The organism is Streptomyces sp. SID14515, assembly GCF_010548505.1.
GTDB lineage: Bacteria > Actinomycetota > Actinomycetes > Streptomycetales > Streptomycetaceae > Streptomyces > Streptomyces caviscabies.
Genome location: NZ_JAAGMH010000148.1, coordinates 48265 through 69009, shown reverse-complemented (window position 1 = coordinate 69009; position 20745 = coordinate 48265). Strand labels below are relative to the sequence as shown.

16 protein-coding genes and 1 pseudogene are annotated in these 20745 nt (G+C 68.9%); 5 read left to right on the top strand and 12 right to left on the bottom strand.

Features of this window, described 5'->3' with window-relative positions:
- Positions 1-12: 12 nt before the first annotated feature.
- The 5 genes from G3I54_RS38180 to hemL all read right to left on the bottom strand — a co-directional run bounded on the left by G3I54_RS38180 (position 13) and on the right by hemL (position 6122).
- Positions 13-615 carry a TlpA disulfide reductase family protein gene (locus G3I54_RS38180; protein ID WP_164621923.1) on the bottom strand — a complete coding sequence of 201 codons (603 nt, stop codon included), beginning with the start codon at positions 613-615 and terminating at the stop codon, positions 13-15.
- Positions 616-682: 67 nt separating this feature from the next.
- The gene (locus G3I54_RS38175) at positions 683-1939 is read right to left on the bottom strand and encodes a hypothetical protein (RefSeq protein ID WP_164621921.1); all 1257 of its coding nucleotides are present in this window, start codon (positions 1937-1939) and stop codon (positions 683-685) included.
- A gap of 268 nt (positions 1940-2207) precedes the next feature.
- Entirely contained in the window at positions 2208-3617 is a 1410-nt protein-coding gene (gene fes / locus G3I54_RS38170; protein ID WP_164621919.1) for an enterochelin esterase, read from the bottom strand.
- A 478-nt stretch (positions 3618-4095) separates the two neighbouring features.
- Positions 4096-4818, bottom strand: a complete 723-nt coding sequence (locus tag G3I54_RS38165; RefSeq protein WP_164621917.1) for a histidine phosphatase family protein — start codon at positions 4816-4818, stop codon at positions 4096-4098.
- Positions 4815-6122 (bottom strand): glutamate-1-semialdehyde 2,1-aminomutase, encoded by a 1308-nt coding sequence (gene hemL / locus G3I54_RS38160; protein ID WP_343240523.1) that lies wholly within the window; start codon positions 6120-6122, stop codon positions 4815-4817. The genes G3I54_RS38165 and hemL overlap by 4 nt, the downstream gene beginning before the upstream one ends.
- Positions 6123-6417: 295 nt before the next feature.
- Here hemL and G3I54_RS38155 point away from each other — a divergent pair, with 295 nt between their 5' ends.
- Complete coding sequence (locus G3I54_RS38155; protein WP_073780093.1) at positions 6418-7002, top strand: hypothetical protein; 585 nt, start codon at positions 6418-6420, stop codon at positions 7000-7002.
- A 546-nt stretch (positions 7003-7548) separates the two neighbouring features.
- Here the strand turns inward: G3I54_RS38155 and G3I54_RS38145 are convergent.
- The 7 genes from G3I54_RS38145 to G3I54_RS38120 all read right to left on the bottom strand — a co-directional run bounded on the left by G3I54_RS38145 (position 7549) and on the right by G3I54_RS38120 (position 16436).
- A complete protein-coding gene (locus G3I54_RS38145) occupies positions 7549-8667 on the bottom strand; it encodes a hypothetical protein (protein WP_203687755.1) in 1119 nt (372 codons plus the stop codon).
- Positions 8668-8755: 88 nt separating this feature from the next.
- On the bottom strand, positions 8756-10834 hold the full coding sequence (gene fxlM, locus G3I54_RS38140; protein WP_164621915.1) for a methyltransferase, FxLD system: 2079 nt from the start codon (positions 10832-10834) through the stop codon (positions 8756-8758).
- Between the two features lie 21 nt (positions 10835-10855).
- On the bottom strand, positions 10856-12151 hold the full coding sequence (locus tag G3I54_RS38135) for a lanthionine synthetase C family protein (protein ID WP_164621913.1): 1296 nt from the start codon (positions 12149-12151) through the stop codon (positions 10856-10858).
- Entirely contained in the window at positions 12118-15072 is a 2955-nt protein-coding gene (locus tag G3I54_RS38130; protein ID WP_164621911.1) for a lantibiotic dehydratase, read from the bottom strand. The genes G3I54_RS38135 and G3I54_RS38130 overlap by 34 nt, the downstream gene beginning before the upstream one ends.
- Before the next feature lie 226 nt (positions 15073-15298).
- Complete coding sequence (locus G3I54_RS38125) at positions 15299-15478, bottom strand: FxLD family lanthipeptide (RefSeq protein WP_016825826.1); 180 nt, start codon at positions 15476-15478, stop codon at positions 15299-15301.
- A gap of 207 nt (positions 15479-15685) precedes the next feature.
- Positions 15686-15859, bottom strand: coding sequence for a hypothetical protein (locus tag G3I54_RS39200; protein WP_203687754.1), 174 nt, complete (start codon positions 15857-15859; stop codon positions 15686-15688).
- Between the two features lie 130 nt (positions 15860-15989).
- Complete coding sequence (locus G3I54_RS38120) at positions 15990-16436, bottom strand: ATP-binding protein (RefSeq protein WP_164621909.1); 447 nt, start codon at positions 16434-16436, stop codon at positions 15990-15992.
- 226 nt (positions 16437-16662) lie between these two features.
- Between G3I54_RS38120 and G3I54_RS38115 the strand changes: the two genes are divergently transcribed.
- The 4 genes and pseudogenes from G3I54_RS38115 to G3I54_RS39945 all read left to right on the top strand — a co-directional run.
- Positions 16663-17946: an XRE family transcriptional regulator gene (locus G3I54_RS38115; protein WP_203687753.1), complete on the top strand. Its 1284-nt coding sequence runs from the start codon at positions 16663-16665 to the stop codon at positions 17944-17946.
- A complete protein-coding gene (locus G3I54_RS38110) occupies positions 17943-18482 on the top strand; it encodes a GNAT family N-acetyltransferase (RefSeq protein WP_164621907.1) in 540 nt (179 codons plus the stop codon). The genes G3I54_RS38115 and G3I54_RS38110 overlap by 4 nt, the downstream gene beginning before the upstream one ends.
- Before the next feature lie 268 nt (positions 18483-18750).
- Positions 18751-20370: a hypothetical protein gene (locus tag G3I54_RS38105; RefSeq protein WP_164621906.1), complete on the top strand. Its 1620-nt coding sequence runs from the start codon at positions 18751-18753 to the stop codon at positions 20368-20370.
- 205 nt (positions 20371-20575) lie between these two features.
- Positions 20576-20740, top strand: a pseudogene (locus G3I54_RS39945) (IS630 family transposase); the annotation flags it as partial.
- Positions 20741-20745: the final 5 nt, after the last annotated feature.

Sequence of the window (20745 nt, the reverse complement as noted above, 5' to 3'; positions counted from 1 at the left end):
GTGGTCACCGGATCACTTCTCCGCGATGATCGGGTCGATCATCTTGCGCAGCTCTTCGCCGTTCAGCGCCTGGAGCGTGCGGGCCGCGATCTTCCCGTCCCGGTCGATGACCACGGTGGACGGGATGGCCTGCGGGTTCAGGGTGCCCTTGGGGAAGCGGAGGATGAGCTTGCCGATCGGGTCGTAGAAGCTGGGGTACTTCACCCCGTAGTCCTTCTCGAAGTTGATCGCCTTGTCCCGCTCGGGGTCCCGGGTGTTTATCCCGACGAACTGGACGCCCTGGTCCTTCGTCTCCTCGGAGACCTTCGCGAAGTACTTCGCCTCCAGCCGGCAGGGGCCGCACCAGGCGCCCCACACGTTGAGCACGACGACCTTGCCCTTGTAGTCGGCGAGGTCGAGCGGCTTGCCCTCCAGGGTGTTGCCGTCGAGCTTCGGCGCGGCCACCCGGTCGCCCTTCGCGGCGGTGGAGATGCCTCCGCTGCCGGTGATGAAGTTGGTGTTGCCGCCGCCCCCGGCCTTGTTGCCGCCGCCGCACGCGGTCAGCGTCAGGGCACCGGCCACGGCGGTGGCGGCGAGCAGGGTGAAGCGGCGTCGGGATGCGCGGCCAAAGCTCATGTGAAAAGTTTCGCATGGCAGTTTCCGGGCTTCCCCGCGCCCCCCTCGGTGCCCGTAAAGCCCCTTGTCAAGCCTGTTTAAAGAAGGAGTTCCAACCACCGGCGGGCGCCTGACCGACCTCCAGTGTCCGGAGCTTGGCGAGCACGGCGGGATCCTGGGCGTCGAGCCAGTCGACGTACTGCCGGAACGAGACGAGACGTACGTCGTCCTTGTCCGCGACCTTCTTGATCACTTCTTCCACGGCGTCCATATAGATGCCGCCGTTCCACTCCTCGAAGTGGTTGCCGATGTAGAACGGCGCGCGATTCGACTCGTACGCGCGCTGGAAACCGGCGAGATAGGCGTCGGTCGCCTGCTTGCGCCAGCCCGGATAACGCGAGGGCATGCCCTTGGTCGAATTCTGCGACTGGTTGGCGAGGATGTTGTAGTCCATCGAGAGCACCTCGAAGGAGTGCCCCGGGAACGGCATCGCCTGCAGCGGCAGATCCCAGACGCCGCCGCGCTTCACGGGCCAGGTCTGACGGCCGCCGGGCGAGCTCGCGTCGTAGCGCCAGCCCAGCTTGCTCGCGGTCGGCAGGAGATTGTCCTGGCCGAGCAGGCACGGGGTGCGGCCGCCGATCAGTTCCTTGCGATAGTCGAACGGGAGCGGGTCCTCGTTCTCCCAGCCGGTGTTGGTCCGCCATTCCGTGACGAAGGACACAGCCTGATTGATCTCGCTGTGCCATTGGGCCGGAGTCCAGCGCTCCACGGATCCGGAACCGGCGCAGAAATGCCCGTTGAAGTGGGTGCCGATCTCATGGCCGTCCAGCCATGCCTGGCGCACGTACTTCAGCGTGTCCTTGACGTGGTCGTCGGTGAGATAGCCGATGTCGGAGGCGCCGCGGGGGTTGTTCGGCGGACGGTAGAGGGATTTCTTCGACTCGGGCAGCAGATAGATCCCGGAGAGGAAGAACGTCATCGCCGCGTCGTGTTCCTTGGCGAGTTCGAGAAAGCGCGGGAAGAGCCCGTTGCCGACCTCGCCCGCGCCGTCCCAGGAAAAGATCACGAACTGCGGCGGCTTCTGGCCGGGTTCGAGCGGAACGGGCGCCGACGGCTGGTGGGGCTGCTTGCCGGTGTCGGCGGTCGAGCCGTCGCCGATCAGCCGGACCTTGTTCTTCGGCGAACCGTTTCCGCTGCCGTTGCCGCCGGTGCCGGCGTCGCCGTTGCCGCCCTGGCCGGACCCTCCGTCGCCGGAGGAGCCCGAGGCGCCACAGCCGGCGAGTCCGATCGCGGCCGCGGCGCCGAGCCCCGCCCCGAGCAGGCCCCTTCGATTGATGTCGCGCATACCGTCCCCATCTGCGGTCGTTTTATCTCAAGCCCATACAAACTGCTGAAGGGTTAGATGAGGCGCGTAACACGTCGGTTCCGTGCATTTGGGGACTTTCTTTACGCTTTACCTTGTCGGCCGACGGCCGATCTTGGTGCGACGTCCGTACGGCGCTCGCACGCCCTTGCGGGCATCTCTGCGGAGGGACGCGGCGACAGCCCTCCGCAGTTCTGCCATCGGCCGACGGATCGCCGGCCGACGGGTCGGATTCCCTGAAACCTCGAACTCATGCGCGGGCGTGAAGACCGTCCGCCGGCCACTCCTGCCGGAAGGCCTCCACCAGGGCGTCGACCAGGAGCCCCTGCCAGCAGGCGTGGTCGCGGCCGCCGTTGTGGACGGTGCGGACGACCCGGTGCCCCCGGGCGCGCAGCACCGCGACGAGGGCCTCACCGTGCTCGGCCGCCGCGGCCCCGTCCTGCAGGCCGAGACCGAGATGGACGACGGGCCGGGCGCTTTCGCCACTGTCCGAGCGCGGCCCGCCGACGTCCGTACGCCACTCGCCGGAGTCCGTACGCTGCCTGTCGGCGCCCGTACGCGGCCCGCCGGAGTCCGTACATCGCTCGCCGCCGTCCGTACGCGGCCCCTCGCCGGGCGACCATCCCGGCGACGGCGACTGGACGAGCACCCGGCCGAAGCGTTCGGGCCGGGTGAGACCGGCGTACAGCGCCGCCGCCCCGCCGAACCCCTGGCCGGAGACGGCGGTACGGTCCGCGTCGGCGGTCAGCGGCCACCGGGCGCGCGCCCAGGGCAGCAGTTCGTCGGCGAGGAAGGCGGCGTAGGCCTCGCGCCCGCCCAGGTCGCGCCGCCGGGTCGCGGCGTCGACGGCGTCCGGGGCGAGCACGACGAGCGGCGGCAGCGCCCCGTCGGCGATCAGCGCGTCCAGCGCGTCCTGGAAGCCGAGCCGCCCGAACCACATGTCGCCGTCGCAGAGCACGAGCACCGGCAGCGGCCCGTCGGCGCCGGGACCGGCCGCGTGGCCCGCCCCCTCCGGCGGCAGGTACGCCCAGACCTCGCGCTCCTCGCCCAGGGCCCGGCCGGTGACGGTGTGCCGTTCGACGGTGCCGCGCCCGATACCGGTCCGCCGACCGGCCCAGGGCTGCGGCGGGGCCTCCGGCAGGGCGAACACCGAGTTCTCCACGGCGCGCCAGCGGACCGGCAGGCGGCGGGGGTTGAGCGGGTCGGCCACGCCGTGCGCCATCAGCGCCACCAGCCGCCGCTGGAGCCGGACGGGATCGGCGGGCGCGGGACCCGGGGAGATGTCGGCCACCAGCCGGTAGGACCCGCGGTGGTCGGCGCGCAGCCGGTAGCCGAGGTACCAGATGTCGGTGCCCGGGAGGTGGTGGAGGAGCGAGTCGGCCGGCCGGTCGCGGTCGCCGATGCCGGTCGCCATCAGGAGGACCTGGCGGGTCGCGCGGTGGCCGCGCCAGAGGAAGGTGACGGCGCGATGGCCGGGGGCGTCGTCGAGCGCTTCGACGAGCGGGGTTCCGGATCGGGTGACCCCGTCCCAGAACGCCTCGGTCAGGGCGTCCCGGGCGGCGGCGTCCCGGGCGGCTTCGAGTTGGCGGGCGAGTCGGGCTATACGGGGGCCGGTGACCGGCCGGGGGGCGGCGTCCGCCGCACGGACGGCGTCACTCATCGGCCGGCCTCACCGGGAGGGACCGCTCCGACGGTCTCCGGTCGAGCACGTCTCCGGGGGCAGTGCGCGTCATCGTTACACCGTTTCGTCGTAGGCGTTCGCGACCACGACGAGCCCCACGGGAACCACTGCCACCACGGGTCACAGCGGGGACAGGGAAGGCGAGACGTTCGAAGCGGTCACGACGGTCGCAGGGGCGCAGCGTTCACCGCTGCCGCGGTGGTCACGACGGCCACCGCCGCCGCCCGCACGACCGGGCCCGACGGGACGTCGTCCCACCCACCTGAGGTCAACTTAGCTTAGCCTAAGCTAACTAAAACGGAGCTTGATTTTCCACGAACCGGCCGGCATCTGACGGCCCGGCACATCGCCCTCGTACAAAGGGGGACGGGACCGGCCGCCGTTGCTCCGGCGACCGGTCCCGTCATGTCCCACACACTGTTCCAGCGGCTGCGGCGACCGCTGCAGCGCTATACGGCTACGCGCCGAACGCCTTGGACTGCCCCGGCTTCCCCTTCACCGGCTTGGCCCCGGCCAGCAGGTGCACGGGCACCAGGTCCCGGGCCGGCTCCGAGTAGCCGACCGAGACGATCCGGTCGCCCCGGTAGGTGAAGCTGGTCAGCGAGGCCAGCGTGCACTGCCGCTTGCGCGGGTCGTGCCAGAGGCGGCGGCGCTCCACGTACGAGCGCAGGATCCAGATCGGCAGCTGGTGGCTGACGCAGACCGCCTCGTGCCCGCGCGCCGCGTCCCGGGCGGCGTCCAGCGCGCCCATCATCCGGACGACCTGGTCGACGTACGGCTCGCCCCAGGACGGCTTGAACGGATTGGTGAGGTGCTTCCAGTTGTCCGGCTTGCGCAGCGCGCCGTCGCCGACGCCGAAGGTCTTGCCCTCGAAGACGTTGGCGGCCTCGATCAGCCGGGCATCAGTGGCCAGGTCCAGGCCGTGCGCCTTGGCGACGGGTGTGGCCGTCTCCTGGGCGCGCTCCAGCGGGGAGGCGACGACATGGGTGATGTCGCGCTTCTCCAGGTGCTCGGCGACCCGGTCGGCCATCTGCCGGCCCAGGTCGGAGAGGTGGTAGCCGGGGCGGCGGCCGTAGAGGACGCCGTCCGGGTTGTGCACCTCGCCGTGCCGGACCACGTGCACCACGGTCAGCCGCTCGTCGCGGCCGGCGCTTTCGGGGCCGGTGCTCTTCTCGCTCATGCGGTGGCCTCCGATGCGGCGCGGGCGGCGGCGGGCAGGGCGGCGGCGACGCGCTCGATCGCCCGCTCGTCGTGGGCCGTGGAGACGAACCAGGACTCGAACGCCGAGGGCGGCAGGTAGACGCCCTGCTCCAGCATCGCGTGGAAGAACGCGGTGAAGCGGAAGACGTCCTGCTTCTTGGCGTCGTCGTAGTCACGGACGGGCTCGTCGGTGAAGAAGACGGAGAACATGTTGCTCGCGGCGGACACGGTGTGGGCGACGCCCTCCTTGGTGAGCGCCTCGCCCACCAGGGAGCGCAGCTCGGCGGAGACCGCGTCGATCTTCGCGTACGCCGCGTCGTCCAGCAGCCGCAGCTGGGCGAGCCCGGCGGCGGTGGCGACCGGGTTCCCGGAGAGGGTGCCCGCCTGGTAGACCGGGCCGGCCGGGGCCAGGTGCGCCATCACGTCGCCGCGACCGCCGAAGGCCGCGGCGGGGAAGCCGCCGCCCATCACCTTGCCGAAGGTCATCAGGTCGGGCCGGACACCGTCGACGCCGTACCAGCCGGCCTTCGACGTACGGAAGCCCGTCATGACCTCGTCGGAGATGTACAGGGCGCCGTTCGCCGCGCACAGCTCCTTGAGGCCGGCGTTGAAGCCGTCCGCGGGCGGGACGACGCCCATGTTGCCGGGCGAGGCCTCGGTGATCACGCAGGCGATCTCGCCCGGGTGCGCGGCGAACGCGGCGCGGACCGCGTCCAGGTCGTTGTACGGCAGCACGACGGTGTCGCCGGCCGTGGCGCCCGTGACGCCGGGGGTGTCGGGCAGCCCGAAGGTGGCCACGCCCGAACCGGCGGCGGCGAGCAGCGCGTCCACGTGCCCGTGGTAGCAGCCGGCGAACTTCACGACCTTGGCGCGGCCCGTGAAACCGCGGGCCAGCCGGATCGCCGACATGGTCGCCTCGGTGCCGGAGGAGACCAGGCGCACCTGCTCGACGGGCTCGATCCGCGCCACGATCTCCTCGGCGAGCGCGACCTCGCCCTCACCCGGCGTACCGAAGGAGGTACCCCGGGACACCGCCTCCTGGACAGCGGCGATGACCTCGGGATGAGAGTGGCCGAGAATCATCGGCCCCCACGAGCACACGAGGTCGACATACTCACGGCCGTCGGCGTCGGTGAGGTACGGACCGGTGCCGGACACCATGAACCGGGGCGTACCGCCCACGGCCCGGAAGGCACGCACGGGAGAGTTCACGCCGCCGGGCGTCACGACGGACGCCCGGTCGAACAGCGACTGCGAAACTGGGGCTTCGTATGAATACGCCACTTTGGTCCTGATCTGCGATTCGGGTATCGGGAGGCCGGGCCGGAAAATCCAAACTCATCCCGGCCACCGGTGAGCAGAGAGCGCGCTCCCCTCGTATCACGAAAGAGCGTCGACACCCTCACGTCTGCGAAACTGGGGCGACATAGGGAAAGCTCACACATGCCATGGTGTCAGAGGCACGGACGGTCTTGCGGACAGGTGTTTCACCGCACGCCCGCGGGGGAGGTCACTGACACGATGATCGGGTTGCGCGGCGGGGGCTGTGTCTCCTAAGAAGTAGTCGGGTGGATGAGATATGCATCGCGGTGGCGGAGTGGGCGAAGGGACCGACGACCTGGGGCCCGAGCCTGCCCGGCGAGGGCGGCACCGGCGCAGGGCGGAGCGCGCCCAGAGCAGGGGCGCGGAGAGCACGCCGCCCCCCGGGACCAGGAGCGGGGGCGGGATGGGGGTGACCTACAAGTACTTCGGCGCCCCGGACGGCGCCACCGCCGCCCGCGTGCCCATCTCGATGCGCCCGGAGGAGCTCGGCGGTGACGAGCTCGGCATGGGCGGCATGTTCACCAAGATCAAGCCGGAGACCGTGGCCGCCATGGTCCTGACCGGAATCCAGGGCATACCCCTGCACAAGGTCCCCCCGCTGGAACTGGTCGTCCTCCACCCCGACTACGCCGTGGTCAAACTCCCGATGACCGTCGTCGACCCGCTGCGCGGCGTCGGCGAGGAGTCGGTCGGCGCGGCGGCCTTCATCTGGTCCACGGTCCCCGACCGCGGCGGCCCGCGCGACGCCTTCAACGTCTACCAGCTGCTCCACGAGTGGCAGGACTTCTCCCACCGGCTGCACGACGCGGGGCATCAGGCGTACTGCCTGGTCTGGCCCTGACCCGGGGTTTCGCTGGATTCGGGCGGGGTTTCCGGGCACCGCCCTCGTCATGTGTCTGTAGAGGCCGTCAGGCGGCCAGGGCACATTGAGGGCACATGGGTTTCGGCGGGACCACTGCTGTGCCATGAGCCTTCGGCGTACCGCCGTCCTCCCGCCTCGGCTTCGCTGAAGACGTCGTCGATCGCCTTGCGGGTCCGAGTACCCCAGGGACTCGGAGAGCACCTTGATGTTCTCCCCCGCGTTCAGGAGCACGGAGGCGCACGCGTACCGGAGGGCGTGCATGCCGTCTTTCGGAACCGCCTGGAGGTACCTCGCACCGCGCTCGCGGGGAGGGATTACACCAGCGGCGGCCAGGGCCAGCTTCCAGGCACCCATGTTGAAGACGCTGCGGTTGTAGGCCCGGCTCTCGTCATCGACGAAGAGGTGGCGGGCGGTCTTCGGTTCGCCGCCCGGCTCGGCCCAGGGCAGGGTGACGGCAACGGGCGGGAACTCCTTCATGTGGGCCTTGAGGGCAACCACGTGGCAGCCACCGTCCAGGCTTCGCGCTCACCGCGGGGACAGAGGCGTTGATGGCGCGAGACTCTTCCGAATGACGCTGTCGGCGGCACGCAGAGCTGCTGACAGCGCTCCTTGCATCTGGTCCGGGAGGGTCTCTGTCCCGAGGGCGCAAGCCCGCACCAAAGCGCGGCAGTCCTGCTCTTGCCGGTTCGTAGCGAGTTCGATGAACAGAGAGCTCGCCAAGTTCTCACGTGCCGCGTAGCCGTTCTCGGCCTCCGTCGCTCTCCGGTGCAAGTCCTCGGCGATGCGGTGCGCGGCCGGAAGATTGGAGGACCCGACCACGTCGAGGACGGTCAGGCCCAGTCGGATATCGAAGACGGTCATCCCCGGCTCGGCCCCCCGCTCAAGGTAGGCGTCCGCCAAGTCCGCCAGGTAACCGCCGACTGGTTGTCCCGCGTCGCGGCGCCACAGGGCAGTCAGGCATGCCGTGACAGTCTGCTCCCACGGCTCGCCGGGCACCGTACCGGCGAGGACCTTCGCAGCGTGTGCCGTATCTCCCGCAGCGAGCGAGGCGAGTACCGCTACTTGGCGCCCATCGAGCATTCGCCTGCCCACGCCTCGGTGGGTCTCCATGTGCGCCAATGCCTCGGACCAGCGCCCTTCGGCAGTAAGAGCGCGCGTCCCGTCGGCGAGCAGCACACGCCACAGCCACGCGACGACCTCGTGGCGGTCCTTATCTATGGCGGCGAGGTTCGCCGGAATCGCAACGCCTTCGAACCTGGCTGGTGTGCCCGCCTCGACAGCCGCGTACAGGTCGAGCAGCCGCTGACGACCCACATCGGCGTGGCCACCACGGATATGGAGGCGGGCGAGATTGACGACGGGCTCCAAGCCGCGAATCGCGCTCATGGCAGGCAGGGGGCAGGCATGGAGATATGCGGCGGCATGCTCGTAGCACATCTCGCTGGCGAGGTCGGCAAGGCCGAGATCGGAGGCAATGAGCGCAGCCTGGTTGTAGACGGAGGACGCCACCCCCTGATCGGTCTCCGTCACCGCGGTGTCGGCCAGGCCGACGAGTGCGCGCACCCGCTTCGGCAGGGGAAGACAGGCGGGCCGGAATCGGGCGACGAGCGGAAAGCGCTGAGCTGTGGATCCGTGCGGGTCCATGGACTCCCCCAGGTGTGCGTGAAGACGGGTAAGGCCACGGTGGCCGCCGGTTGCGCGCCGGCGGCCGCCGCCCACTACGCGTGGGGTGTCAACTCCAGTCGACGACGATGCGGTTCAGCGGGGTGTCAAGCGCGAAGAGGCCGGCTCGCTGCTCGATCGCGGGGGCGTCGAGAGACTGGATCTCGAACGTGGCTTCACGGCCCCGGTACTCCAGGTCCCACACGCGGATGGCCGCAGCGACCCTTGCGGCCAGTTCATCGCTGCCGGGACCGTGGCCGATGACCCCGAACTCCCACAGCTTGCCGCCCTCGGAGGTCTTCTTCTCAGACAGACGCCGTGCGAGGTAGGTGACGGCGCCTTTGTCGACGGCTGCGGTCGAGGAGGGGTAGGGGTCCTCGGTGAGCAAAGTGCCCTTGGCGACTTGCGGGAAGAGCATCCGGATCAGGCCGGAGGGAAGGGAGCAGGTGAGGAACAGTTCCATCCACTCCGGCGACTCCATGGCACGGACCGTCATGCCCGTCCACTCCTCGGTGCGCGGCTCGTGCAGGACGCCGTCGAGGGCCTCGGCGTCGATTGTCTGCCCGGCGGGGGCCTGGAGCCGTACGGTTCCGTCCGTGCTGAGCGGGATGACCCGGCGGTCGTCGTCAGCGATGCCCCGCCTGAGCGGCATGAAGGTGTTCATCTCGCTACCGAGGGACATCCACCGGCCATCGCGCTGCTCATAGGCGATGGAGCGGGACACCGTGCCCTTGAGCCGCTGCGGGACGAGAAGCCGGCCCCCGGGAGCAAGCTGCTGCAACCAGGCGTGCGGCACGCCGTGCGCGCCTACGGTGGCGATGATTCGGTCGTACGGCGCACCTTCCGCGTAGCCGAGGGCCCCGTCTCGGGTGACCGCCTCAACGTTGGTGATTCCGGCGGCGGAGAGATGCGCGCGGGCGCCCTCTACGAGGTCGTCGTCGACATCGAGCGTGGTGACGTGCCCGCTCTCACCGACCAGGTGGGCGAGCAGACCGGCGTTGTAACCGGTGCCTGCGCCAAGTTCGAGGACGCGCTCGCCTTGCTGGGCGTCGAGCTGGTCCAGCATGAGGGCGACCACGCCCGGCTGGGAGGCACAGGAGATCGAGCTGCCGTCAGTGTCGTACTTGATGTGCACCGGCGCGTTGGCGTATGCGTCTTCGAGCGGCACATCGGGCACGAACACGTGACGGGGCACGGTCCGCAACGCGGTCTCCACGCCGGGAGCGCGGGCGCTTCCGTCAGCGCGGAGCTGGTCCACCAGGGCGTTACGGAGGCGCGCGGCATCGGACGTCGGAGTAACGATCGTGTCGGTGTTCACCCCTTTCACGCTATCGGCGTCGCTCGTCGACTCGGTCGGCGACGCGGTGTGGTCACTCGTTCCCATGACTGCCTCTCGTGCAATGTTGGACAAAGCGCTCTGGTCGTCCCTGATGAGACCGGCGCGGTTGGCGTGGAAGATGATGTGGTGGGCTATGACGGCTCGCAGGCCGCGTGTGAGGGTGCCGCGGCAGGCCAGCGCGGCGAGCGCGGCACCGGCCCGTTCGAAGGCGGTCACCCACTCCTCGTGCGCGTGGAGTGGACCACCCTGGTTGCAGAGGCTGTAGGCGTCAGCGGTCATGAGCTTCCGCATCGCCGGAACCAACTCAGCGGCTCTCTCGGAGCGCGCTGGGTCGGTGGGCGGCCGAAGAGCCGAGACCTTCGCCCATACGTCGCCCTGCTCGAACCAGTCGAGTCCGGCGCCGCGCATCATGGCGCTCGCCAGCAGGACCGCAGTCTCCTTGCGCCCCAGGTGGTCCGGGCTCGGCTGGTAGGTGAGCAGGTGGCGGGAGTCGCTGTGGAACAGTCCGTGGGCCGTGTCCATAGCGTCCGGACCGCCAAATGCCTCGGACTCGGGCTCGTAGACAGAGGGCAGCCATGACACGACCGCCCCGTCACCCACGAGATCGCTCAGCAGCGACTCCATGATCGGGGAGGGCTCGTCGGCGAGGTACCGCAGCGGCCAGGGCTGCTTGTTCATGAACCACCAGCCGGTGAGCTGCCCCTCGGTCTCGGCTGTGATCAGGGCGGGCCCGAGGCGTTCGTCGATGGCGTGCCGGGCGCTCTCGCGGTCGATGAAGGTGATGTTGTGCTGCTGCCAGTCAGGGGGCATCGAAGTCCTTCGGTCGGTGAATCAGGCAATGAGCAGGCAGGAATCCCAGGCGGACTGGGGTGGTGCGGCGGTATCGGCAGCGAGAAGAGCCAGGGCTGTTCCGGCGGCTCCATCGAGCAGGCCGGGCCCCGCTCCTGTGCCGCTGACAAGTGCCGTGGCCGCGCGTTCGAGGTCGTTGTCCACCGGGCAGATCGCGGCCAAAAGTCCCGGGATCGCGGCTCGGAGTCGACCGACGGTTGAGGGATGGGCGTCTGCGGCCGTGCGGACGGCGATGTGGGTGAGGCCGGCGAAACCGTGGCAGAGGCCGTTGTCCGTCGTGGCTCCGAGCTGGGCCGGGTCACTGAGGGCGGCGGCGAGCGCGTTCTCCGCCGTGATCTGGCGTTCGGTGTCTCCGATAGCGAGCGCGGCAAGTTGCTGAGCGCGGGCGAGGCCGGCGGTGCCGTAACACCATGCCGAACGCCGGAGTTTGGACGCGGCGCAGCGACCGGTACGTAGCTCGCTCCGGGTGATCCAGTACGGCCAGGTTGCTCCTCGGCCTGTCTCCTCCTGACAGCGGTCGAGCCAGGTCAGGATGGTGTGCAGCGCTCTGAGGTGCCCGTTCGTAACGGTGCTCTTCCGGGCGGCGAGGGCCAGAAGCACGAGCACTCCGGCGATGCCGTGGGCCATGCCGGTGTTGGCATGCCCACCGGGGAATTGTTCGTCCGGTCTGCCCGAGGGCCCCGTCGCAGTCCACCAACCCGGAAGGTCCTCGCCGAATTCCCTGATCGGTTCGGTGAGGCGCACGCAGTAGTCGAGGACAGCGCGCACCATAGGACTGTCTGGGTTCCGACGTAGAAGGTAAGCCCCGTATCCGGTCAGGCCCCGGATGACGTCGAACTCGGCCAGTTGCGGAAGACATCCGGCATCGATGCGGCGATGCGCTGCGTCGAGACGGCGTCTGACGTCGATCACGATCTGTCGGTCCATCGAGTCCAAGGCGCGCTGGTAGGAGCCAGGAAGATGGTCGGCGGCGCAGGCAAGGGCGTGGGCGAAGGCGGGCACGCCGTAGAAGGGGTGGCTGTCGGGTCCACTCGTGAGGGATCCGTGGGACGCAGCAGCGAGCCAGTTGTGCGCATGCTGCCACGGTCCGAGGCCGTTCGCGGCCCGCTCGATGTGGAGAAGCGCGATCCCGGGCGGGCCGTAGGCGAGATGTTGCCGATGTGTCTGGAGGACGGAAGGCACCGTGCCGGGGTCGGCGAGCCTCGCAGCAACGGCATCGACCAGGCCGAGCGTCGGGAGCACGGTCACGCCGGCCTCCTGGTGGTGCGGGCAGTCCACGCCAGAGCAGCAGCGCGAGCCAGGTAGAGGCACACCTCTTCCTCGGGGAAGTTCACCGCGACGTGCCGCACGAAGTGGACGTGCAGAAGGGAGGTCAGGACGTCATCGACGGCGATGCCCTGGGTGTCCGGGCCGGGAAGGTGCAACCGGTACGCGGCGAGTGCCGCATCGCGCTCTGCCCAACCCGACACGATGGCGTCTCCGCCCTGGACCTCGCGCAGGGCGGCCCAGTCGTCGGCTGGGTTCGCGAGCCGTACGGCCTCGCTGAACTGCGGGCGGGGAACGGACGCAGGCGCCGTCGGCGAGACGTGGTCGGCCAGCCAGCGCATCGCGACCTCGGTGCTGCCGAGGAACGCGGAGACGATGGCGACGGTGTGGGCCGCCACCAGCGTGCGTTGCGCCGGCCTCTGCGGCTCTGTGAGCTGGGCCAGAACGGCGTGCGAGTCTGCCCGAAACACATCCTCGGCCGCCTCCCAGGCGGCACCGGAGCCCCAACGACCCATTTCTCGATAAGAGGTGGGATAGCGCAGGTCTGCCAGCAGGCCGCCGTTGCGCAGGTCGTCGGCCCACGCGCTCACAGTCCGCGCCGTCGGAGCGAAAGTTCTGCGGTCAGGGAGAGCGATGCGGACGCGGAGGTGCTGGTCCGGGTCACGGAAGCGGATGAACCACCACCGCGGGTTGCCCAGTCGTTCGATGAGTCCGGGGAGGTGTTGGGAAAGCAGGAGGTCCTGGCGGCGGGGATCTCCGTACAAGGCGGCGAGCAACACCGATGAAGCAGCGGGAGTCTGCAGCTGGGCCGACGAGAGGGCGCGAGCCTCAGTGGGAGCAGGCAGGGGCGGCCAGGACGGCGGCCGGGTCGCTCTGAGCGGCACCACGATCTCGTGGGCTCGCCCGCCGCACCAGCCGTTCGCTTCTGGTTCCGGGGCCTCGGTGAGTACGGCCTGGTGAGCGCGGTCGAGGTGTCGGAGCAGGAGCGTCCGATGGCCGCCTTCGTCGAGGTCGAGGAAGAGACGTCGGTCGTCTTCCACAAGGAGCACGCGGCGAGGCAATCCCCGCTGTGCCCGCCATTCGGAGAGCGCGGTGTCCCACTCAGCGCGAGGACGAGCACGGCCGGGCAATTCGGACGCCTCCAGACGCCAGCGCGCCGGGGTCAGCACCGTACGCCCGTACCGCAGGCGCGGCAGGAACGGCATCGCTGCCGCGACGCCCCAGTCAAAGGTGGTGACCTGCGCGCACTGGGCACGGGACAGTTCAGCGAGGAAGCGTGCCAACGGCGGAGTGTGCGTGTGCAGGTTCAGCGCGTTCATGCCGGCGGCCTCGACGCGATGCCCCCGTTCCGGAGCGGCCAGGTACATGCGGCGGCCATCGCACCCCACGGCCAGGTCCTTCGGGGTGAGAACGGTGTCTTTCGGTGCGCAGTGCTCTTGGAGGCTGATCAGGGTAGGCAGGACCTGCGGGGCGCGGGTGACATGAGCGCTCTCCGGGAGCAGCGGCGGGAAGGAGAGCTGGGCGGGCACGGTGTCGCTGTCCGCAGCCGGAAGATCGGCCAGCTCCGTGGCCAGGGCCTGACGCTCGTAGGGTGCCAGTACGTCGAGGAACCGGCCTGTCGAGACGCCGGCCCCGCGCGACACGCTCACGACCTCCAGCTGGAATCGTCCGCGCTGCAAGTCCTTCAGACTGGCGGCGTGCACTCGCACCCCTACCTCCAGATGCGGCGGCAGTCGTGGCTCGTCGGGCCCCACGTCCAGGACGTCGATCTGTTCGTCAGTGAGTACGACCTCGTCGCGGCGGTCGAGCGCAGCACCCTGCGCCAGGCGTACGAGGGCGTCATCCCGAGCGGAGACACGGGGCCGACGCGAACCGTCAGGACTGCCCAAGTAGCCTTCGGGGTAGCCAGTCCCGCTGTCCGCGACGACCTCCGCGAGCGGGACCATCGTGCCGATGCCGTACCGCTCGTAGAAGCGCTGGTGGTAGGCGTTCCACGCGGCTGTCCCGTACGGGCGGGTGCTCACCCGGGTCAGGATGAAGGCGGCGCGCTCGATCTCCCGAGCCACTTCCTCCGGTAGGAGGAGACGCGCATCCAACCGCAGGTCAAGCGCAACAGGGTGTCGACGCAGGCCGGGCACGAGGGCCCGCATCCGCGCTGCGGTGCTGTCCCGGCCGCCGCGCGTGGCGCACTCCTTCAAGCCCATTCGGACCGCGTGCAGCTCGCGTGCCGTCTCCGCTACCGACGCAAGGCTGTCGACGCCGATCGTGTCGAGTTGGTCGAGCAGATACCCGAGGGCGTCGGTCTCGGTACTTGGAGCGTGCAGGCTCGTGATGAGCACTCGCCTCCGGACCAGCTCCGCAAGCAGACGGTGCACCTTCTCCGTATCGGCCTCGGGGAACTCCGCCCGGAGCCTTTCCGCGAGAGCTCCGCAGCGAATCGGCGTCCGGGCCTCGGCGAGGACCGCACGCACCGGCTCTGTCAGAGCCAGGGATGCCTCGACCGCGCGCATCCGGTCGTCAATCGGATCGGGTTGGAACGGCACGATGAGCCGGTCCCCCCGGCTCATCACGGTGTTGTTGACGACGACGGGCAGCTGGTCGAGGAGTTCCGGGCAGGACTCGAGCCGTTCGACCACAGCGGCGAGCCACTCCGCACCCGCGCGGCCCACGGCCACGTGTGCCTTGCCCCACTCCGCACGTGCCTGCGAGCCGAACGCCACAGTAGTCACTCCGGCGAACAGGCCGAAGGGCGTGGCCCGGTGCTGGGCCCGCAGGAGGTATCGGGACACCGACAGCGCCACGCGCCGTATGTCTCGAAGGGGAGGATTCTCGGTGGTACACACGGCCCGCACCTGCATGGCCAAGGCTGGGCTGGAGTGCGCCACGGCGCCGACGATGTGCTGGTCCGCCCAGACCGCGCGAAGCCACGTCACGCAGGAAGAGGAACCGTCGGAAGAGTGGTCATCCGGGTCAGGGCACGGAGGAACCGGCAGAAACGATCGGGCCACGGCGCGCACGAGGGCAGTGGAACCGGCTCGGAACACTGTGGGTTGAGCAACCACCGATGACCTCCGTGGGCGAAGGGATGGACGGCTGGCGCCGCCGCGCGGGAGCGCGACGGCACCAGACCGAAGGTGACCTGGGGTTTCAATTCAGGCGTCAGGCGACGTTGGTGGTGCAGGCGCCGCAGGTGGAACCGCAGTTGTCGTCGGTCAGGTTGACCAGACCTGCCGGGTCGGCGATCTCCACGAGCGAGACATCCAGGTCGAAGCCGTCTGATGCACCCGGAATCTGCGGTCGTACTTCGGTGCGACTGGGCACCACGGTGCTGCGCGTCATGCTGCACTCCTCTTCATCGTTGGTTGTTGCTGAGCTGGGCTGGAATGCCCACCAGGAGCCACCAGAAGAGCGATACCGGACGGCTGGCCCTCGGACCAGCTCCTGGCCGCCCGGCACGAGGGGGCGCGGCCCGCACAGAAAGCGCTGGCCGGACCGCCCGCTCCCGCCGGGAAGTCGTGTACGAGGGGCTGATCGAGCGGAGGCCGATCAATGCCCCATGAGGTAGGTGAGGGCCTGTGCCTTGAGACGATCAAGGCACAGCTCACATGCGTAGAAGGGGGCGTGCTGCCCGTCCCACTGAACCGGGCCGAGCCAGATCACCCGCACTCCGGTCCGTTCGCAGCCGAGCCAGCAGTCACCGGTGATCCACGATGGATTCATCGAGGAACGGACCTTCCCCCAGCTGGCCGAGACGGCCGATCCGGCAGCCTGGTGTCTGGCGGTGTCGGCCCAGAGCTGAAACGGCGGGCGGGCAGGGACCAGAAGAAGCGAGGGCATCGCATCCGGGCCCTCACTCGTCGCCCTCGGTATGGAGTTCGGCCCAGACCTCTTTGCCACGCAGACGTCCGCCTGCACTCTGAAGGTCACAGCCCCAGCGGTCGGCTACAGCTTCGACGAGGAACAGCCCGCGACCCGATTCGTCCTCGTCGCCCGCGTGGCTCAGCTCCGGCAGACGCGACGGTTCCTCGTCCACGATCCCGACGCGTACCCGTGTCGCAGTTGGCCGCCCGACAACGAGACGGACTTCGGGGCAGGGGGTATGCCTGGCGGCATTCGCGATCAACTCAGTGACGATCAGCTCGGCGCGGTCAGTGAGGACATCCAGGTGCCACATCCCGAGAACCCCCCGGACGAGCCTGCGTCCGGTCTCGGCCGTGGACGGCACGCACGGGAAGACCTCGCTGTACGTGGGGTGGCTGGCGAGGACCGTCTCAACTGCTTTCTTCAGAATCGGCATGGGATGGAGCCTTCGTGTCGTCTCGGCGCTCGCTCCACCCCTTGTGGCTTTCCAGGGGCGGACCGAGCCGTCAACAGCCGCTCGCGGGGAGCGGCCGACACCCAGATAACTCCGTTGCCTGGAGGGCTGGTTAGGGCTTTCAGGTGCTCGCCCGACGGGCTTACCTAGGACGTTTTGACCTGCTCTTTACCTGGTGGGTAGGGAGCGCGCGGGCTACCGTGCCCGCATGGACGCGATCCGCAATACCGTCCTTGAGGCGTGGATGACCGAGCACGGATACAGCTCAAACAGCCTGGCCGACGCCGTGAACAGGGCTGTTGAACAGCTGACGGGACACGTAGGCGGGCTCGACGGGTCATCGGTCCGGGCGTGGAAAGCGGGCCGAGTCACCTGGCCAAAGTCAGCAACACGTACCGCACTTGAGGTCGTCACCGGATTACCCGCCGTCGCCTTAGGGTTCGTGCCACGGGGCCGGCCTTCGCCCACCCCAGCGCCATCGCAGCAGGAGGAGCCCGACATGAAGCGCCGTACCCTCGTCGGCGGCATCGCTGCTGCGGCTGCCGCAGCAGCAGCCCCAGGGACCGCGTCACCGCGCCGAATCGGCATGAGCGACGTCAACCGACTGAACAAGCGCTTCGCCGAGATCATCGCCAGCGACCACCGCCACGGCGGGCAACCTGGCATCGAGGAGCGGGCCGCCGCGCTCGCCGACGAGGCGCTCAACCTCCAGAACGCAGGCAGTGCCACGCAGCGGGTTCGCAGCAGTCTCTACGCCTCCGGAGCCGCATTCCGCTCGTCTGCGATGTGGGCCGCCATCGACGGCCGGCGCTACGACGTCGCGAAGGCGCACATGCGCGAAGCCCAGGCCCTCGCCGAGATGTCGGGGGACCAAGCAATCAAGTTCCGTATCTGGAGTCACGCGGGCACCATGTACCGCCACATGGGCCGCCCCGCCGACGCATGCGCCGCCAACGATGTCGCCCGCAACCTGCACCTCACCCGCCGCGACCCGCTGTTCGCGTCCCTCGGTCTGGCCCGCCAAGGCGCCATCCACGGTACGGCCCAGAACCGGACCGATACACGTCGCGCGTTCGAGCAGGCGCAGGACGCCATGCTGCGCGCCGATCCAGCCGACCACCGGCCGGTCTGGTTGCTCGCCTTCTACGACCAGGCCGAACTGGACTCCTTGGCCCTCTCCGCGTACCTGGCGCTCGGCGACTACCCAACGGCCGAGTACCACGCTCACCGCTGCCTGTCCTCGCTCCGGCCCCACATGCTCAGGTCCCGGGCCATCACCACGACCCGTCTCGCACACGCCCTGCTCGCCCAGGGCGCCGCCGAGGCCGCAACAGCCACCGCGATGAAAGTCCCCATCGACGCCGCCACCCGCCACGCCCGCGTGTCGCGGATGCTCCAAGAGTTCGGGGCAGCGCTCCGCGCCACCGCCCCGCGAAGCGCCACCGTCCAGACCTGGACCGAGCACACCACCACCTGGAGGACGGCCGCATGACCACGGCACCCGCCACCGAGCTGCGCACCTTCACCACCTTGGACACCATCCGCGGTGACCTCCTCGATGTGTACGCCGAGGTACGCGCTCCGCTGCTCCACCTGCCGAACTACGCGGTGACCGCGTTCGGCGAACGCATCGACCGGCACTCCGCCGAACCAGGTTTTACGGCCGTCCTCGCGTACGCGGACGGGCATCCGGTCGGCTACGCGTACAGCAACACCATCGAACACGGGGACCGCTACTGGCAGCGCACCAGCCCGACGCCGGCGGAGAAGTACACGAAGCGCCCGGCCACGGCTCTCAAGGAGATCGGCGTGCGCCCGGCCTGGCGCAAGACCGGCACGGCCCGCCGCATCCACGACGCCCTCCTCGCCACACACGACGAGCCGCACGTCACGCTCATGGTCAACCCGGCCGCTGGGGACGGAAAGGTCCACGCGCTCTACAAGTCGTGGGGGTACGAGGACATCGGGCAGAGCCAGCCATCGCCAGCCTCACCTGTGCTTACCGTCATGATCCACACCAACCGTTGACCACCACGGAGGTTGAGGGTGGCGGAGTGGGCGGCGGCAGCGGCGGGCGGCATTGTCAGTGCTCTGTGCGACCGTAATCGCACTTGAGTTATGGGACGGTCACGGCTCCATGCGTGCCCATCCCATCCGCTGGCATAGCGCCGACAGCAAAGGGGATGTCAAAGCAATGCGCTTCGGCACGCTGCTCATTCGTCGTCTCACGTCGTCGAATAGTGAACGGAGGACGAGAACGGAGACACGGGTGAGGGTTCCCGGTCCGCGCAGGGTGATGGACGATTCTCTGTCCGGCGGGCCTCAAATTGGCGCAGCTGTCGATGAAGTGGAAGTCCCTCTGCCGACCGCAGGGTTCGACGAGCGGGTGGATCTGGTCTTTCGGGCTCCGAAGCGTGGGCGCGATCAGTTGCTCGCCAAGGGGTTGTGCGAGCAACAAGGTTGGGCTATCCGACCGGCCGGTGAGCAGGAAGATCCAGGACGGCCGGAGGGCCAAGCTGCATACGTCGTAGAAGTGCGACTCCCCGGCTCGCGCAGGGGCGCTGAAACCGGTGCCCGCCAGCGTCTGCTGGAGGTTGTGGGCAAGCACGTGTCCGTAACCATCGTGGGAGGGTCTCTCGTCCGTGCCCAGGCGTCTGAGCCGTTGGTGACATGGCGCGTCTTTCGAGAGTCCAGCTGGCGGAGCAGGCGGGGTCTCGGCTGGTTGGCCTCGCTGCGTACCCAGTCGGGGCTCGCCGACGAGCAGCGCACCATCGGTGTTGCTCCATCCGTCGAAGAAGCGGAGGTCCGCGAGCTACTCGGGCGACAGCGGCTCGGAGGCTTCGAGTTTGATGAGTCCCGCCACGGCGTGCGCAAGAGCGTGGGGCCCAAGGCCAATGAGACGGATGAGGACGGAAATCCCTGGTGGCACGGCCGTCGAGGGGTAGCACTCCGCCTTGCACTGGCATCCCTGCTCATGTTCTACGGCTGGCTCGCGTACGACCGTTCCTTGGTCGGCCAGCTGGCCATGTTCGCGCCGCTCGCCGTCGCCGCGTGGTTCGTCGGCAACTGGTACACGAGCAACCAGCGCCGCCCCTGGCCCCTGCGCTGGGCGGCCGGGACCTTGGTCCTCGTCGGCAGCGCAATGCCCGGGTACATGTGGCACCAGCAGAACCCTTACGGCGTCGCCGCGCAGATCAGAAGCGTTCTGCTCACGTTCGCCTGTCTGGCTCTGCTGTGGGCTGTACCCCGAGGCTGCTGGTTCGCCGTTCGCCAAACCTGGATTAGCAGGCACGCCGTCGGCCTGCTTACCGTGCTCGTCCTGCCCCTGCCGTGGGTTCTGCCGTTCGTCGGCTCGTTCTTGCAGTTCCTGTACGTGGAGGACGCTTTCGGAATCCCCGCTGACTCGGCCTCCACCCCCGTCTATTGGACCGGTGCAGCTGCACTGCTCCCTAGTCTCGGCTGCATAGGGCTACTCCTGCCGCCTCTGGCCCTCTACGGGTGGGCTCGCCACTTCCACTGGGCCTGGGAGAAGAGCATTGTGAGCGTCGTGTCCACTGGTGCCGCAGTCGCGCTCGTCGCCACTGGAGGAGTTGCGTTCATGAGCCGGACCTCCGATGCAGCCCACCGCGCCGCCCGTGACGTAGTGAACGCGACTGCACCGGATCCCTACTTCGGCATCCAGGGCGAGCGAATCTGTATACAGCCGCTCAAAAGCAAGCTTTCCGTACACAACGGACCACTCCCGACCGATCGTCCACTGCTCGCTTTCAGCACGGATGGCGATGTCCTATACCTGTGGGACCCGGCGCGCTTCCGGGAACATGGCGGACCCGATCCCGTAATGTCGGTGCGCTCGGCGGAAGTCTCGACATACGCAGTGAGCGACGGTGAGGGCCACTGCCCGGAGCGGCCATGAGGCGCGACAAGCAGAACATCAGCCACCCCAGGCGCTGAGCTCGCACCGACCCGTTCCAGGTAAATAGGTCGGTAGAAAGTGATGACCCAGGGCACATGAGCCTGGGAAACGGCGTTGATCCGTGAGAACTACCGAGAGGAGTTTCCCCAGGTCAACGCACATCCTCACGGGAAATCCCAGGTCAGTGCCCTCCCGAGCCCAATCGCTCCATGAAGGGATCTGATCTCTCCTGCGACGCAGCTGGCTCTCCAACGTCGCCTTCAGCACCCCCGAACACCTCATCTAGCGCATCCGACGCGGCCTACGGCAAATCCAGTACCGCAGCAACCTCATAGACGACTGCCTCGCCGAGACCGGACTGGCCATCTGACCGCC

What these genes read in the sequence shown, in the direction of transcription:
- G3I54_RS38120 (WP_164621909.1), bottom strand. Translation starts at nt 16,436, where the DNA reads ATGCCGATTCTGAAGAAAGCAGTTGAGACGGTCCTCGCCAGCCACCCC.
- G3I54_RS38125 (WP_016825826.1), bottom strand. Translation starts at nt 15,478, where the DNA reads ATGACGCGCAGCACCGTGGTGCCCAGTCGCACCGAAGTACGACCGCAG.
- G3I54_RS38180 (WP_164621923.1), bottom strand. Translation starts at nt 615, where the DNA reads ATGAGCTTTGGCCGCGCATCCCGACGCCGCTTCACCCTGCTCGCCGCC.
- fes (WP_164621919.1), bottom strand. Translation starts at nt 3,617, where the DNA reads ATGAGTGACGCCGTCCGTGCGGCGGACGCCGCCCCCCGGCCGGTCACC.
- G3I54_RS38155 (WP_073780093.1), top strand. Translation starts at nt 6,418, where the DNA reads ATGCATCGCGGTGGCGGAGTGGGCGAAGGGACCGACGACCTGGGGCCC.
- G3I54_RS38105 (WP_164621906.1), top strand. Translation starts at nt 18,751, where the DNA reads ATGGACGATTCTCTGTCCGGCGGGCCTCAAATTGGCGCAGCTGTCGAT.
- G3I54_RS38175 (WP_164621921.1), bottom strand. Translation starts at nt 1,939, where the DNA reads ATGCGCGACATCAATCGAAGGGGCCTGCTCGGGGCGGGGCTCGGCGCC.
- G3I54_RS39200 (WP_203687754.1), bottom strand. Translation starts at nt 15,859, where the DNA reads ATGAATCCATCGTGGATCACCGGTGACTGCTGGCTCGGCTGCGAACGG.
- G3I54_RS38115 (WP_203687753.1), top strand. Translation starts at nt 16,663, where the DNA reads ATGGACGCGATCCGCAATACCGTCCTTGAGGCGTGGATGACCGAGCAC.
- G3I54_RS38110 (WP_164621907.1), top strand. Translation starts at nt 17,943, where the DNA reads ATGACCACGGCACCCGCCACCGAGCTGCGCACCTTCACCACCTTGGAC.
- G3I54_RS38165 (WP_164621917.1), bottom strand. Translation starts at nt 4,818, where the DNA reads ATGAGCGAGAAGAGCACCGGCCCCGAAAGCGCCGGCCGCGACGAGCGG.
- fxlM (WP_164621915.1), bottom strand. Translation starts at nt 10,834, where the DNA reads ATGCCCCCTGACTGGCAGCAGCACAACATCACCTTCATCGACCGCGAG.
- G3I54_RS38145 (WP_203687755.1), bottom strand. Translation starts at nt 8,667, where the DNA reads ATGGACCCGCACGGATCCACAGCTCAGCGCTTTCCGCTCGTCGCCCGA.